This window comes from Sphingobacteriales bacterium (genome assembly GCA_016700115.1).
Classification (GTDB): Bacteria; Bacteroidota; Bacteroidia; order Chitinophagales; family UBA2359; genus UBA2359.
In genome coordinates this window covers 3,001,574-3,017,501 of record CP064999.1, presented here as the reverse complement: position 1 = coordinate 3,017,501, position 15,928 = coordinate 3,001,574, and the positions used below count along the sequence as shown (strand labels likewise).

Here is a 15,928-nt window from a genome sequence, read left to right as displayed (position 1 = left end):
ATTTTGGGTTGCATGTCAATCATGCTGAGTTTCGCACGCTTGATCCGCAAACGGGAAGGTGGTGATTAACTCCAAAAATCGGGGTAGGTAACCTCCGGCAAAAAGGGAAAATCACAACAAGCAAAAAAACGTATCTTTGTCTGATAATCAGCAGAAATGAACGAATTTAGAGAAAGATACGTCAACCCTTTCACCGACTTTGGGTTCAAAAAGTTGTTTGGAGAAGAACCCAACAAGGACTTGCTGTTGGATTTTCTGAATGAGTTGTTGCGTGAACAAGTAGGCAAAATAAAGGAACTGACCTACCTAAAAACGGAATACCTCGGTGCAGGCGTAACAGACCGAAGGGCTATTTTTGATCTGTATTGCGAGAACGAACGAGGTGAAAAGTTCATCGTTGAGCTACAAAAATCGAAGCAGAATTTCTTCAAAGACAGGACTTTGTACTATGCCACCTTCCCTATACAAGAGCAAGCCAAACGAGCAGATTGGAACTATGAGTTAAAGGCGGTTTATACAGTGGCAATATTAGATTTTGTATTTGAGGAGGATAAGGCAGAACGTAACAAATACCGCTACGATGTAAAACTGACAGACATAGAAACCTGCAAAGTGTTCTATGACAAGTTGACGTTTATCTACTTAGAGATGCCAAAATTCGATAAGCAGGTAGAAGAGTTAGACACTCGATTTGAGAAATGGCTATATGTGCTAAAAAACTTAAACCGTTTGGAAAGAGTTCCCGACCGATTGCGGGAGCGGATCTTTGAGCGACTGTTTGAGGTGGCGGAAGTCGCCAAATTCACGAGAGAGGAGTTGCAGTCTTATGAAGACAGTTTGAAGTATTATCGCGATTTGAAAAACTCATTAGATACGGCATTTGATGAAGGAAAGGAGCAAGGCCGAGAGGAAGGAAAGATAGAAGGATTAATTGAAGGAAAGATAGAAGGAAAGAAAGAAGGGTTAAGAGAAGTGATTAGGAAAGGTACGGGAGCAGGAGTAGATGTGAAAACATTAGCAAATCTGACCGGATTATCAGAAGATGAAGTGAGCCGGATCATCAAAGAGGGCTAAAACACATTACTACCCATTTGGCTTGCCCATCCAAAAATTATCCACTACCTTCGATGGGGAAGAGATCAACTACCAGTACAACGGCATTGAGTTGGTAGAAGATTTTGGGCTGAATGTCAATCATGCCCTGTTTCGCACGCTTGACCCTTTTCTACCCCTAAATCCCCTGAAGGGGACTTAAATATGTTTATACTATCAAGTGATTTGTATAATACAAACAGTTTTTTAGTCAGTGATTTTGGTTTGGATTTAAATAACTTTAACCAAGTAAAAAGTTATTTACCTACTCAATGCCACTTAACATCTCAAACATTACCGTCCTTACCCCACGAAGCAAGCAAAAAGTCCCCTGCAGGGGATTTAGGGGTAACAAGGCTTGCCCATCCAAAAACTTTCTCCTAATTTTGAAGCATCGGTTGGGGTAGAGGAACGTTAGGTTGGAAAAAAAAGCCTTATTTTAGAAGGTTTTAATTTCCCAACCTAACGTTAATTTATTGATTTGATATTACCAATACAGCCAGTATGCTTTAAAATCGCCCGAATTACTCAGAGAAATTGCAGGGGCAGGAATTTTCAACACATTAACTGCTTCAAAAATGGTTTTAAGTAGTTTGGAACGGGTTTTAATACGGCTCAGATTGATATCTGCAGAAAGGTAATAGGTCCTTTTGCGGGAAATATGGCTGAAATCGTGCGTATTGCCATCCTCGTCAGTCCATTTGTTTTCAAAACCTCCCAACAAACCATCTGCTCCATATCCTATTGCAATATTCAGCCAATCAGGAAAACGGGTTTCGCGATTGGGGGAAAACAACAATGGGCTGAACGAAAGCCAATAACTCTGACCATTATAGTCTTTCAGGAGTTTTTCCCGGAAAGAATTGCCATAAAGTTGTTCAATTCGTTCCTGAACTTCGGGGGGATAATGGCGATAACTGACTTGTGAAGATGAAAATTTTAACCTCACTTTTTGTTCCTTCCAAATCAGTTCCTGTGATATTACGAATGCTGAGCCGGCGGTATTTGCGATGATATCTCCGGAAGAAGCTCCCCATTTTTCGGAAAACCCGTCTAAAACTTCAATTCCCATCTGAAAAACAAATCCACAGGTACCTCCAATCCAAACTGCTTTTTTCTCTGAAACGCCTGACCAGCGATAGAGCTTAATGGCATACAAACTTTCGGAGTAAGCTGTCCAACTATGTCCTATTTTATCTATTTGATTCCACTCGCCGTTATCATTAAAAAAATGAAACGCGGAACGTGGATATTGAGCATACCATGCTTTGTTTAAGCCAATCATAGCTGCCGAATAAGAGAGCACTATTGCAGAACTCAGCCCGGTAATTCTGACCGGATTTGGTTTTGGGGCTGTTGCAAAAAAGGGCAGTCGTTGATGGTGATTTACCGAATCACTTTGATGGTTTTGTGCCCAACCTGAAAAAGAGGAAACCGACAAAATTAAGGTTAAAAGCAACCCATATCCTGTCTGTTTACCGGAAACAAAACCGAAAACAGACATTATAGTATGAAGGATACGATTTTCAGAAAAAAACTGCAAAATCAAAAGTTACCGGTTTCCGCTTGTAAGATAGGCTATGAGGGCAAAAATAGCAATCAGAGTCAACACAAACAAGATTACTTTGATAGCACTAACCGGTCTTTCACCCCGAACAACCCCTGTTCTTCCATTGATGACAAATCTGTAAACCTTATTGTTATAACGGTAAGAACTTATCCAGATTGGAAGAAGGATGTGCTTAAAGGTTATGCTGTAAAAATCGGAATGTAGTGACAATATTTGTTGATGATTACCGCCTATTTGAGTGCAAACTGCTCTTCGGATGGCAATGTCCATTTTTTTCTTGGCCAATTCCAGTCCGTTTTTCACATCCACCTGATAACGCTCTGCTCTGAAACCGCTCAGATATTTTTCGTTAAATGGTTGTATATTTTGTAAATCAAAAGGCTCCAGAGAATCGACATATTGTGTAGGTAATGATGTACAGGCAACTATCAACACATCGTCAAAAAACACTTTCACAATACCGCTTACGTTTGTCCACCGGGTTTTGGTAACGGGTACTTGTCTAAACTCTGTTTTTCCGTTTACCGATACCGCCTGAGTCACATAATCGGTATAATCATCTCCCCTTCTTCCGGTATAAGTTGAAGTTGTCTGGCTGTCATAAGTCCAATAAGGGATATATATGCCGATGAGTTTGTCTTTTTGTGAGGCATACCGCTTTAAATTGTTGGGAGCAAACCATAAGGAGTTTAACCATTTCCTGAAGGATTCAGTAGCCTGTTCCTGAGAAATTTTAAAGGGCAATACTCCTTTAGGCTTTACAATCTGACTGGTTGAAGCTCCCTTTACCACTAAACTACTGCTGCAAAAAGGACAAGAAGAAGCCGTTACATTGGGCAGCAATGTGGTTTCGGCTCCACATGATTCGCATTGTGCCAAAGTAACAACCTGCATATCCTCTGTATCGTAACATTCGCGGATAAAAGTGTCGAAATCAATTTCTTCCAACACTTCTTCCGAAACAGGTATTTCATTGTTGGTGCCGCAATAGTCGCAAACTAAACTATTGGTTCCGGCTTTAAAGGCAAGCATAGCACCACAGTTAGCGCATTTAAGTTCACGAAAAACCAATTCAGCAGGTGTAGTCATGCCAATTAAAGGATGGAGCTAAATTATAAGATTTGAACCTGAAAGCTGTTGCCAAACAACAGACAAAAGCCAGTCATAAGTGCTGATTTAGGACATTAGATGGCAGGGGGTATCGGTGGAGGAACAGCATTAAACAAAACACTTACCTCGGCCAAACTTTCGGCGGCTACCCAATTACTGATTCCGGCTTTCCAAACAAGAGTTTGTTTGGTCAATACTCCGGTTTGAATCAAATTCTTGAGTTCTGCTTCGTTAAACGGGCCGGTTTGTTGGTTGTTTTGTGCGACAAAAACCTGCAATTGTTCCGGCAATTTTGGAGGAGTAACATTTTCGGAAGTTTCTTTAACCGTTTCTTTCTTGTCGTTCATCTGTGACATCATCTGATTGACCATTCCAAGCCCCATCCCCAAACCAATGCCTTCATTAGCTCCGCCTGATGTGTTTTCAGCGGCTTTTTCAATGGCTTCTGCTGTCTGAAACTGCATATATTTGCTCAAATCGCCGATGATGCCCATGCTGCTGCGTTTGTCTAATGCCTGTTCAACTTCGGGAGGCAATGATACATTTTCAATCAGCAATTTGGTCAATCCAATGCCATAATCTTCAAATTCAGGTGCAATCCTGCCTTGAATGAATTTTGACATTTCGTCATAGTTTGCTGCTAAATCCAAAATAGGGATTTTGCTTTCACCAAGCGTTTGGGTAAATCGGGCAACAATGATATTACGCAATTGTTCAGTAATGTCTTCTACGGTAAAATGTCCGGCTGTACCTACAATTTCTTCAATAAATTTGGCAGCATCGGTAACTCTGACTGCATAAGTGCCAAACGCCCTTAAACGCATTGGTCCAAATTCCGGATCGCGGATAATGACCGGATTTTTGGTGCCCCATTTTAAATCGGTAAAATTTTTGGTGTTGATAAAATATACCTCTGCTTTAAATGGGCTTTCAAATCCATATTTCCAACCTCTGAGGGTGGATAAAACAGGAAGATTTTCGGTGTTGAGGGTAAACATACCCGGCGAAAAAACATCGGCAATTCGACCCTGATCAACAAAAACAGCAACTTGTGTTTCTCTGACTGTAAGTTTTGCACCGTTTTTGATTTCATTGTTATGACGTTCAAACCGATAGACCATCGTGTTTTGAGTGGGGTCTAACCATTCTATGATATCTATAAATTCGCCGGTCAGTTTGTTAAATAGGGACATGGGAAAAGTGTTTTCTTGGTGATAAATATTCCGGTTAAATTGTTGCGAAAAATACTTACTATTCTCTGACTAACCAAATATTTTTAAAAAAACCGTTTTAAGTAACTAAGTATTAAAAAATATACATAAAGAGTCTTAGATTTGCTTTGGCCAATTTTGCAGACTGACCTGACCTGAATAAACAATCAAATCTCTCCTTCCTGATGCCCCAAATATCTGATACCACCATTTTGTTTTATATTGTTCTGCTCATTTTACTCGGAGGGGTTTACTTTATTTCCTACTTGTTTCATTATGCCGTTGAAGAAAGTTCTGTGATCAATTTCCGGCTTAGGGTTACTCTTTTATGTTTGTTTACACTTGGTTTACCTTTCTATTGCTTTATTTTTTTTGATGGTTGGTATTATCAAACTATTTCGTTTTTTAGTCTGGACTACCAATTTGATTGGCTTCATTATGTTGGTGTGTTAATCTTGCTTTCCGGAACTACGATCTATCGTTTTTTCAGGTATGCCGATTTTGAAGACTTGATCTTTTTGGGGTTAATCTCAGTATTCATACTTCGCGCTTTATTCGATCAGGCATTTGTGAATCATGTGTATGCCTGGATTTATTTTGCGTTTGTCATGTATTATGGTGTATTTATTATCAGAAATGTATTTACAAGAATTTCGGACTCAATATTTTGGGGGGTTGTTTTATCATTGGGCTTTTGGGGATTTTCATTTTTTGTGTTGGATTATTTCAGAACCAATCAGTTTTATGCCGCCTATATTGCCATTATTTTTGTAACTACCTTATGGATGCGTTATTTGTGGATTTTGGAATATAAACGCCGCAAACGATGCCCGAACTGCGGAGGTTGGGGAAAATTGGGAATAAAAGGTAAAAAGCGTTTTTGGTGGGCAATCGGGTTTAAAGAAAGCAGCAGTTCAAAATCGTGTGAAGCCTGTCAGGGTAAAGGATGGATGCACAAATATCCTGTATTACTTCACGGCGAAGCAAAAAAAGCTTCTACATAATGATTGATTGCAGCAACCTAAATCGTTCCGGCATGTTAAAGAAATATTTAAAAATTCAGAAAAGATAAAATCAATTATAAAGTATAAATAAATGAAACAATCGTTTATTTTTGCGCAAAGACCATAGTTTTGAAAGAAGCATCAAAGCCCTGAAGAATCATTTACCGCTACCTTCAAGCAAACAACCATGTCAGAACAAAATTCGATTTCACATATTTTTGAATCATTTCAGCATTTACGAGTAATGGTTGTTGGCGATGTTATGCTCGACCATTATATTTTTGGTCATGTAACCCGTATCTCTCCGGAAGCCCCAATACCTGTTGTTGAAGTGTTTAAACGGGAAAACCGTCTTGGCGGAGCTGCAAATGTAGCCCTTAACCTGAAAGAATTGGGTGCAAAGGTGTTTTTGTTGTCTGTTGTCGGTGACGATCCGGATGGATATACCTTCAAGGAAACACTACACCATCATGGCATCAATTCACAGATGATTGTATTGGATCAGGAACGAAAAACAACGGTAAAAAACCGCATTATCAGCCGCAATCAACAAATGTTGCGCTATGATGTGGAACAAAAAGACCCTTTGGAAGAAAATACAGAGTTATTGTTAATTGACAATATCATAGATGTAATTTATGCTGAAAATCCGCAGGTAGTTGTTTTACAGGATTACAACAAAGGAGTGCTTACTCCTAAGCTGATTGCCAATATAATTCACAATTGCAAGCAGGCTAAAATTCCGGTGGTGGTTGATCCTAAATATGACAACTTTTTTGAGTACCGGGGCTGTACTTTGATAAAACCCAATCTTACAGAAGCCATCAACGCCTTGGAGATTGACATTAACCCGGCTAAAATTGAAACATTAGTTGCTGCAGATAGTCAGTTAAGAAGCATTCTTCAAAACGATTATACGGTTATTACCCTGTCATCTAAGGGTATTTTTGTGGCAACTCCCGACGATCACGAAATCTGCCCCGCTTACCAACGAAACATAACGGATGTTTCCGGAGCGGGTGATACTGTTTTAAGTATTCTTGCGCTTGGCATCGCTTTGGAATTAGATATTTTTGCGACCGTAGAGTTGGCCAATATTGCTGCCGGATTGGTTTGCGAACAAGTTGGTGTCGTTCCTGTTGAAAAAGAACGGTTATTTAAGGAAGCCAGTGCTTTATTGAGCGAATAAGTCCGTTTTGCTACTGAAATTTTAATAACTTCGTGTCCGATCATCTTATCATCGGAATAAGATACGTTCTAATATCCTGAATACCCAAAAACCTTAATTATGTTCATCCGCAAATCCATTTTTAGCAGCATCCTGATTTTTGTGGTTTCATTTACGACGGGCTGTTTTTCTGAAAACAACAAACTATTGTTGGATTATGCAGACATAGTGCCCCTTGTAAATCCAGCCACCTCAGCTTTGACGACGGGCGATAAAATCTATGGATATATGACAGACGATACTACGATTGTCGGTTTTGGAGGCGGATATGCTTATTATACCCCTAATTACTTCGATTCAATTTATGCGGTTGCCGACGGCGTGTTGTATGAAAGAGTGATCTATAACGATTTTGAAAACATTGTCATTTACCCCGAAGCTTATTCCGACCTGCAGTTAGAGGAAAGCAACAATTTTGGTGAAAACTACTACAACAAATTGTATGTACCCCGTTTTGAAAACCGGATCGAAGGCGGAGAAACTATAACCGGCACACATGACTTTAAAGTTGTCCATTTCTTAAACAAAGACCTCGGATGGGTATTTACCTCTTATGCTGCCGCTCAGGGAAGTACGGTTTTCCCGTCAGGGTTGAAAGTCTATCAGGTTATCAAAGATGCCTTTAATAACATCAACTTGTTCAACCTGATTTCGGAACTTAGTCAGGTTTATACTCCGGCCGATGCTTATTTTATCAACACTTTTACCGGTTATCTGTTGGTGAACAACAGCAGCAGCGATTCCTACTTGTTAGTAAGCAATGACGGAGGGGTAAACTGGACTGAAACCTACCAGATTTCATCGGGCGTTGCACTTACTACCCTCTTTGTATTGCCCGGTTCGCCCAATTTTATGTATGCCTATTCAAAAACCGGTAAGCAGATTTACTATTCTTCCAACAGCGGGCAAACCTGGCAAAGTTTTAATTTGATAATCGCCAACTCCGGAATTACGGATCTGTATGCTGTTGATGAAGAATATGCTTATGCCGTTTCGGCTGCCTTTAACGATGATATCGCCGTAGTAGCTGATGTTTACCAAACAAAAAATGGCGGGCAAAGCTGGGAAAAAGTCAACCAAAACAGAATTTACGCAGATGCTCTCGACTTCTCCAGCAGACTTGTAGGAATAGCAACAAGTGGAAATGTGCTTCAACTGACTTCAGACGGAGGTAAAACATGGAAACCCTTAGTCTATCCTTTAGATTGACAACCCATTCTATTTAAACCCGAATCCCACAAATCAAAAGCTTTTAGTTTTTCACTTTTCACTTTTCACTTTTCACTTTTCACTTTTCACTTTTCACTTTTCACTTTTCACTTTTCACTTTTAGTTTTTCACTTTATGATATTGCTCCTTTTTGACGGTTAACGATTTCAATCTTTGTCATAATGGGCATAGAGCGATAAAGGCAACCAGATTTGAAACGATGTTGGCATATCTAACCTTCTAAATTGTACCATTATGAAATACTCAATGAAATGGATAATCAGTCAATATGAAAAAGGTAAAAAACTCAAGTATATCTTCTTTTGGGGGCATAAACCCACCTGCGATGCCGACGATTTAGGGAAGTTTAGCTTAAGTCAATGGTATGATTCTCCGTTTACCGTTAAAAAACAAGTTTACCCGACTGCCGAACATTGGATGATGGCAGAAAAAGCCCTGCTGTTTAAAGATTACGAAATGCACCAGGCTATTTTAACGGCAAAATCACCGGGTGAGGTGAAAGAATTAGGACGAAGAGTGAAGGGATTCGATATAAAAATATGGGAATCTAACCGATTCGACATCGTAAAAACAGGCAACAAACATAAGTTCTCACAAAATCCCGACCTGCTCAGCTATTTACTTGCAACAAAAGACCGGGTTTTGGTTGAAGCCAGCCCTTTTGATACGATTTGGGGAATTGGATTAAGGGCAACCTATAAACACATTGAAAACCCGACAACCTGGTTAGGTTTAAACCTGCTTGGTTTTGCCCTGATGGAAGTGAGAGATTTTTTACTAAAAAGAACCGAGAGGTCTAAATCTGCAATTGTTAAACTTTAGACAAAAGTTGCAGAATTGGTGAATGAAAAATTCCAAAATCCCACCTCTTTTGTTTTAAATCGCAACGCAAAAAATAAATTAAAATGATGCCTTTTGTCGAAGGTTTTGGTATAGGGCTGCTTCTTATGTTTATTGTTGGACCGGTATTTTTTACCTTGCTTCATACAGCCCTGTCAAAAGGGCTATTCGTGGGCTATTGGTTAGCAACAGGTATTTTTATCAGCGATATTTTATGTGTTTTGATTGGTGTTTTTGGTGCCTCAGAAATTCTGAAAAATCCGGACAATGGTTTTTACCTCGGTCTATTGGGCGGTTTTTTGCTTTTGTTTTTTGGAACAAATTACTTGATAAAGCCCCCTGCCCCATCATCTGTTCAGTCCGGTAATCCCAACAACTCCAAATACTATCTGGCTTTTACCAAAGGATTTGCGGTAAATTTTCTAAACCCCACCGTATTTGTTATCTGGCTGAGTATTATCGGAAATGCAAGCGGGAAATATGGTTTTGGGGGTAAATTGGCTTTTTATTTGTCCGGAACTTTGTCGGCCATTTTTATGACCGATATGCTGAAAGTAACTTTTGCGGCTAAACTTTCCCGCATTTTAAACAAAAAATGGCTCCTCCGTTTTTTCCGCTTGGTTGGTTTGCTCCTTATTTTCTTCGGATTACGCCTTCTGTATCATACGCTTTTTTCAAAAACTGCTTAAAAAACGGTATTCACCAATGCAGCTTACTCGCTTTTGGGCGGCTCGTCCGTTTTCTTACTCTCCAACAAATGGTAATTTACCTCCCAGTTTAAAATATTATCTGACGTGTACCGGTTTGTTTGAATTGGCTTGGGCACCCAAAACGGGTCTTCCAGATTAGTTTCAACAGGTTGTTTTTTTAACTGCTCTTCTTCAATTTCCCAATCATACCTTTTGCGCGGATTTACCCCTCTGTACAGATACGCTGTTGCAATTCCCATAATTGCCCCTGCAATATGTCCTTCCCACGAAACCCCTCTTTCCAACGGAAGCAATCCCCAAACCATACTGCCATAAAAAAGAACAACGATGGACGCTAATGCTATGGATCGCGTATCTTTTCGAAACACGCCGCTAAAAAACACAAAAAATGCCAGCCCATAAATTAACATACTTGCGCCGATATGATAAGATGCTCTGCCTGCCAGCCAAACCATCATTCCACTGCCTAACCAGATTATTGAAATCAGCTTTGCCGCAATCTGCCTGTAAGAATATAAAACAATGAATCCCAAAACAATTAAAGGCATCGTATTGGAAAAAATATGGGAAAAGTCTCCTAAAATATCATTACCTCTTGCCCCTCCATGAATCAAAGGAGCCGTGATAATGCCGGCAATCCCCCGGATTGTCCTTGGGTAAATACCCAAACTGCTCAGACTAAAATTAAAAACAACCTCCGCAATTTTAATCAACCAAAGTACCAAAACCGCATAAACCGGAATCTTCAGGCTGTTAATAACCTGCTGCTTTTCATTTTGAATAGGATTAACTGTTGTTGTCATTGATTAAAATGATATGAAAGTGAAGGAGTGTTTTTTAAAGACGATTTCTATGAGTATCAATGGTAAACAATCCCGGATGGATTGAGTTTAAAAATTACCCAAATCCAAAAGTAAGAATTGAAAGTCTTGTTCCCGCTATAAAGTTGTGAAAAACCAACGTCATCCACTATATAATACCAACTAATATTTAATTCTGAACCATCAATAACTGACAAACTTCTTTAAATTCTACTACTCAGAGGGGTTAGGAGTGGGTTCTTTTAGATAGTGAAATGGGGTAACTACCCTTCTTCCAGCATATCCGCATCAGATAATCCAAATTTCCTGATTTCTTTTTTTGGTATGGTCATAATGTTTGATTTTAAAGGTTTATGTACAATACTGGTATCTAAATATTCTCAGCAGGATGCAAAAAGCACTGTGGCCGTGTTGAAGGTCATTGTGGCCGTTTCTAAGGGTGCTGTGGCCGTTTATAAGGGTGTCGTGGCCGTTTATAAGGGTGCTGTGGCCGTTTATAAGGGTGTCGTGGCCGTTTATAAGGGTGTCGTGGCCGTTTATAAGGGTGTCGTGGCCGTTTATAAGGGTATCGTGGCCGTTTATAAGGGTGTCGTGGCCGTTTATAAGGGTGTCGTGGCCGTTTATAAGGGTATCGTGGCCGTTTATAAGGGTATCGTGGCCGCCGAAACAGGGCTTAGAAGCGGCCACCGGGGGTTTCAACACGGCCACCGGGGGTTTCAAAACATCGGAAACCATGTTATTTTTGGGAAAAGAAGCATCAAAGCCGAAACAGGGGGGCTTTTTTGTGGTGTAAGGGGCTATTGATTTGATGGTTAGATGCATAAAAACAACGGTAAGGGGTTACAAAACGCATCCGAAGGGTTAAATAAGGAGGATTCCGGGTTAAAAAATTCCGGGTTGAGATATTTTTATAATAATCATGGCTGAAAATGCAAATTATTTAACTATCCAAGCTTTTTTGGGAAAAAAATTTGAAGAATCGGTTTTTTTTGGGGGGGAAAGGGGTATTAAGAAATTCAATTACGCGGATGAGGTTCACCGGGTTTTAGGTTCCACAGAGGTTCGGGGAGTTTTTGGGTGTCCGGAGTTTTCTTTTTAGACCAACTATAATTTAATTTTGCACCATCAATTACTGACGTAGGTCTTTAAATTCCCCTCCTTGGAAGGGTTAGGGGTGGGTTCTTTTAGATAGTGAAGTGGTATAACCTTATTACCTTAGTAAAATATATAACAAGTAAACTCACAAACCTTATTACTTTATAAAAATGAAAGCATAAAAAAGGGATGTATGCACTTCGGACAATAAGGTAATAAGGTTTTTTTTGAGTGTGTAATTAGTTGGTTACTAAGGTAAAAAGGTGGTGGTGAAAACAAACTACTCGGTATGTTACCTAAAGGAGGGCAGACTTTTTCAATTATTCTTAACCGCCTAAGTCAACTCTTTAAGTCATCCACAGACATTTAATACCAACTCTAATTTGATTTTGCACCATCAATTACTGACGTAGGTCTTTAAATTCCCCTCCTTGGAAGGGTTAGGGGTGGGTTATTTTAGATAGTGAAGAGGTATAGCCAACATCTTTCAACTTTTAGGTAAAGACGTTCCTACTTTTCTCAATGTATTTGATTAAATATGCCGGAACCATCACTGCTTAACAACCTGTTAATCACTTAGTAAGCAGAAAAACTAATGCCTGAAATCATTCCTGAAAATAAATGCGTTTTACACGGTTCGAAATGCCGGTTAAAATTTCATAGGGAATAGTGTTCAAACGGTTTGCGATGTTTTGAACAGGCAGACTTTCCCCAAAAACAATCACCTCATCGCCTTCTTTAACCTGTTTTATCGCTGTTACATCAAGCATTGTCATATCCATACAGATATTTCCGATAATAGGTGCAAGTTGTTGATTGACCATCATTTGCCCAACTCCATTGCTAAGATGCCGGTTAAGGCCATCTGCATAACCAATCGGAAGGGTAGCTATAACTGAAGGACGATTAACCTTTCCTTTCCGGTTATACCCTACGGTTTGATTGGGTTGAAGTCTTTTTAGCTGAGAAATATGGGTTTTGAGGGTGCTGACATTCTGAAGTTGTGTTTGAATATGTTTAGTATTGTCTATTCCATACAAACCAATTCCAAGTCTTACCATATCCATTTGAACTTCGTCGGGAAATCGGGTGATTCCACTGCTGTTTAAAACATGCCGCAAAAATTTGTGCTTGGTCTGTTCTTGCACCAAATCCGCAATTTTACTGAATAAATTGATTTGTTGATTGGTAAAATAGTCGTGTTCCGGATTGTCGGATGCTGCGAGATGTGTAAAAACAGAAACAATTTTAAGTTGCGGGTTCTTTTCAAGCAGTTTCAGCAAATCCGGTAAATCGCTTTCTTCAAAACCAAGCCGGTGCATTCCGGTATCTAATTTCAAATGAATGGGATAAGGAAAGTTTACCTGAACAGGAGTATGGTAAAGATAGGCAGCAAATTGAGCAAGGTGAGAAAGACTGAACAACTCCGGCTCAAGTTGATGACGTACCAGAGCGTTGAAACTGTCAGCATTTGGACTCATAACCATTACAGGTAAGGTAATTCCCGCCTCTCTGAGTGCTACTCCTTCGTCTGTATAAGCTACAGCAAGATAATCTGCTTTGTTTTGTTGTAAAACATTGGCAATCTCATGCCCTCCACTTCCATAAGACAGTGATTTTACCATCACCATGATTTTGGTGTCCGGTTTCAACAACGATTGATATACTTTCAGGTTATGTGCAATAGCATTCAGGTTTATCTCAAGGGTCGTATTATGGGCTTTGGCAGAAAGCACCTGTACTATTTTTTCAAAGGCAAAAGGACGAGCGCCTTTAATTAAAATTGCTTCGTTGGAAAAAGAGGGGATTCTTCGTAAAAAGTCGGGAGTCGTGGGGTAAAAACCGGCATTAAACTGAGAAAAAAGCGACCTCATGGAAGACAATGTTTGTCCAATACCTATAAATCGGTTAATTTTTTTTTGAGCCAGCAGTTTTGCCACTTTTTGGTAAAGCATTTCCGGTTGTTCTCCGGTTTCCAGAATATCGGAAAGTATCAGGGTTTTGGTCTGATGCTGATGTTGTTTTTGCAAAAAATCGAGTGCTATTGAAAGGGAGTGAATATCGGAGTTGTAGGCATCATTGATAAGTGACGATCTGTTTATCCCTGCCCTTAGTTCAAGCCTCATCTCAACAGGAACTAAGTTTCCCATTCTCCCCACAATTTTATCTAAAGGAACATTTAAATGAAGCATCATCATCAAACAATGGATGGCATTTTCGACAGATGCCTCGTCAGTAAATGGTACCTGAAAACTAAACGGTGTCCCTTTTTTATACCATGCCCTGATATTTGTGTGAGAAGAATGAAACTCAACCTTTAGTCTTAAAACAATATGAGCGTTTTCATCTGAATTATCAGAGGTTTCTGCGCAAGTCCAGGCAAGTTGAGAAAAATGGTACAACCCTTGATTTAAAGGGTTGGATTTCAGAAGGGTAATAGCATCCTCAATAACAGGGTAATCGGCACAATAGATCAGGAAATCAGATTCTGAAAACAAAGAAAGTTTTTCGGTTACTTTTTGGTTTAAAGAAGTGAATCCTTCGTTATGTGCCTGCCCTATATTGGTTAAAATTCCGATATCAGGTTTGATGATTTTTTGAAGATTCTGCATTTCATTAGGTTGTGAAATGCCTGCCTCAAAAATAGCAAGCGTATGTGTTTGGTCTATCTGCCAAACAGAAAGAGGAACGCCTAACTGCGAATTGTAGCTTTTCGGGCTTCTGACAATTTGAAAATCCTGCCAAAGCAGTTGATACAGCCATTCTTTTACCACCGTTTTGCCATTACTTCCGGTAATCCCTGTTACAGGAAGTTTAAAGTTTTGACGATGTCGTGAGGCTATCTGCTGAAGGGCAAGAAGTGGATTTTCTGAAAAAAGAAAATTGGATTCGGGATAAAATTCTAACTCAACCGGAATACTGACTACAAAATTCCGCACCCCTTTGTTATACAGTTCCCCGATAAAATCGTTTCCGTTATAGGTACTGCCCTGAAGTGCAAAAAATAGAGCATCCTCTTCAAAAGCAACTTTCCTGCTGTCGGTGATCAGGTGTTTAATTTGGGGATTATTGATTTTTTGAATCCATTCAGCACCGGTAATTTCCTTGATTGTTTCGAGTGAAAACATGGAACAAAAATCTCGTAAATCGTGAGAAGTAGGTAGTTATTTGTAGAAATGTTTGCGCCAACCGTCTGTTTTATCAAACTTTTGCCAGTTGTTGACCGGCTGGGCTAAAATTTCAGAAATGCAGTGTAAAACAGCGGGATGATGACCAAATCCGGCATGGCTACATTCCACCTCAATATTTTGAGTAATGTCTGTTTCTTGTTGTTCCATACAATGTTGCCACGAAACAATCCCGTCATATTTGCTATAAATGGCCGTTGTTGGCACAGGGACAGGCCGTTTTATTCTATCGAGCAAATCTGGCGTGATATCTGATTTTGCAGCAACTCCTTTTATAAGTTGATAAATCCAGACTGCATTGTTTGGTTTGTCAATCCCTCCAAACGGTGATGCAAGTGTAATGACCTGTCTTACATAATCAGGAATAACTCTTGCAATTTCGCGGGCATAAACTCCACCCAAACTCCAGCCAATCAGCGACACTTTTTGGTGATGTCGTTTTGCCAGCCTGATAACACGTTTCATCAATGGCATTTCTACTTGTTGGTCGGCAAGATTTGGCCCCATATTCCATGGGTAAGCCTGATAGTTAATGCTGTTCAGAAAATGTCGCAAAGGAATGGTAGTAATATCTCCGGTCATGAATCCGGGAAGAACCATTACAGGATGTCCATCTCCTTTTGGGGGTGAAAGTCTTAAAAAAGGATAAGCCGCAACAAACATCCCCAACTCAAAAATTGTGCGCACTTCAGAAAGCATCATCAGTGGCGAAGGTTTTTCAATTCTATGCTCGTCCTGTCTGAGCACGTTTTTTATGGTTTGAAACATTATGTTTGAGGGTAATTGCAAATGGTTATGAAAATGTGTTGTTAGTCAATTTAGAATTTTT

The 15,928-nt window shown here is 39.7% G+C and carries 14 protein-coding genes; 8 read left to right on the top strand and 6 right to left on the bottom strand.

The annotated features are described in order from the left end of the window. Positions 1–156: 156 nt before the first annotated feature. Both IPM47_10840 and IPM47_10835 read left to right on the top strand, forming a co-directional pair. Positions 157–1,074 carry an Rpn family recombination-promoting nuclease/putative transposase gene (locus tag IPM47_10840; protein QQS27408.1) on the top strand — a complete coding sequence of 306 codons (918 nt, stop codon included), beginning with the start codon at positions 157–159 and terminating at the stop codon, positions 1,072–1,074. Between the two features lie 22 nt (positions 1,075–1,096). Then, on the top strand, positions 1,097–1,255 hold the full coding sequence (locus IPM47_10835) for a hypothetical protein (protein QQS27407.1): 159 nt from the start codon (positions 1,097–1,099) through the stop codon (positions 1,253–1,255). A gap of 324 nt (positions 1,256–1,579) precedes the next feature. Here the strand turns inward: IPM47_10835 and IPM47_10830 are convergent, their stop codons facing one another. The 3 genes from IPM47_10830 to IPM47_10820 all read right to left on the bottom strand — a co-directional run bounded on the left by IPM47_10830 (position 1,580) and on the right by IPM47_10820 (position 4,965). After that, positions 1,580–2,635, bottom strand: a complete 1,056-nt coding sequence (locus IPM47_10830; protein QQS27406.1) for a DUF2279 domain-containing protein — start codon at positions 2,633–2,635, stop codon at positions 1,580–1,582. A gap of 9 nt (positions 2,636–2,644) precedes the next feature. Continuing rightward, positions 2,645–3,751, bottom strand: coding sequence for a hypothetical protein (locus IPM47_10825; protein QQS27405.1), 1,107 nt, complete (start codon positions 3,749–3,751; stop codon positions 2,645–2,647). A 95-nt stretch (positions 3,752–3,846) separates the two neighbouring features. Continuing rightward, positions 3,847–4,965 (bottom strand): SPFH domain-containing protein, encoded by a 1,119-nt coding sequence (locus IPM47_10820; protein QQS27404.1) that lies wholly within the window; start codon positions 4,963–4,965, stop codon positions 3,847–3,849. A 203-nt stretch (positions 4,966–5,168) separates the two neighbouring features. On the opposite strand from IPM47_10820, the gene IPM47_10815 reads away from it, so the two are divergent. The 5 genes from IPM47_10815 to IPM47_10795 all read left to right on the top strand — a co-directional run bounded on the left by IPM47_10815 (position 5,169) and on the right by IPM47_10795 (position 9,974). Then, positions 5,169–5,987: a hypothetical protein gene (locus IPM47_10815; protein QQS27403.1), complete on the top strand. Its 819-nt coding sequence runs from the start codon at positions 5,169–5,171 to the stop codon at positions 5,985–5,987. A 187-nt stretch (positions 5,988–6,174) separates the two neighbouring features. Next, on the top strand, positions 6,175–7,176 hold the full coding sequence (locus tag IPM47_10810) for a D-glycero-beta-D-manno-heptose-7-phosphate kinase (protein QQS27402.1): 1,002 nt from the start codon (positions 6,175–6,177) through the stop codon (positions 7,174–7,176). Between the two features lie 99 nt (positions 7,177–7,275). After that, positions 7,276–8,424 carry a hypothetical protein gene (locus IPM47_10805; GenBank protein ID QQS27401.1) on the top strand — a complete coding sequence of 383 codons (1,149 nt, stop codon included), beginning with the start codon at positions 7,276–7,278 and terminating at the stop codon, positions 8,422–8,424. 255 nt (positions 8,425–8,679) lie between these two features. Further along, a complete protein-coding gene (locus IPM47_10800) occupies positions 8,680–9,267 on the top strand; it encodes an NADAR family protein (protein QQS27400.1) in 588 nt (195 codons plus the stop codon). 83 nt (positions 9,268–9,350) lie between these two features. Then, a complete protein-coding gene (locus IPM47_10795; GenBank protein ID QQS27399.1) occupies positions 9,351–9,974 on the top strand; it encodes a LysE family transporter in 624 nt (207 codons plus the stop codon). A 23-nt stretch (positions 9,975–9,997) separates the two neighbouring features. Here IPM47_10795 and IPM47_10790 read toward each other — a convergent pair whose 3' ends face one another. After that, positions 9,998–10,798 carry a rhomboid family intramembrane serine protease gene (locus IPM47_10790; GenBank protein ID QQS27398.1) on the bottom strand — a complete coding sequence of 267 codons (801 nt, stop codon included), beginning with the start codon at positions 10,796–10,798 and terminating at the stop codon, positions 9,998–10,000. 267 nt (positions 10,799–11,065) lie between these two features. Between IPM47_10790 and IPM47_10785 the strand changes: the two genes are divergently transcribed. Next, positions 11,066–11,620, top strand: a complete 555-nt coding sequence (locus tag IPM47_10785; protein ID QQS27397.1) for a hypothetical protein — start codon at positions 11,066–11,068, stop codon at positions 11,618–11,620. 896 nt (positions 11,621–12,516) lie between these two features. On the opposite strand, the gene IPM47_10780 is transcribed toward IPM47_10785, so the two are convergent. Further along, positions 12,517–15,039 (bottom strand): bifunctional UDP-N-acetylmuramoyl-tripeptide:D-alanyl-D-alanine ligase/alanine racemase, encoded by a 2,523-nt coding sequence (locus IPM47_10780; protein QQS27396.1) that lies wholly within the window; start codon positions 15,037–15,039, stop codon positions 12,517–12,519. Between the two features lie 36 nt (positions 15,040–15,075). After that, entirely contained in the window at positions 15,076–15,867 is a 792-nt protein-coding gene (locus tag IPM47_10775) for an alpha/beta hydrolase (GenBank protein ID QQS27395.1), read from the bottom strand. Between the last annotated feature and the right edge of the window lie 61 nt (positions 15,868–15,928).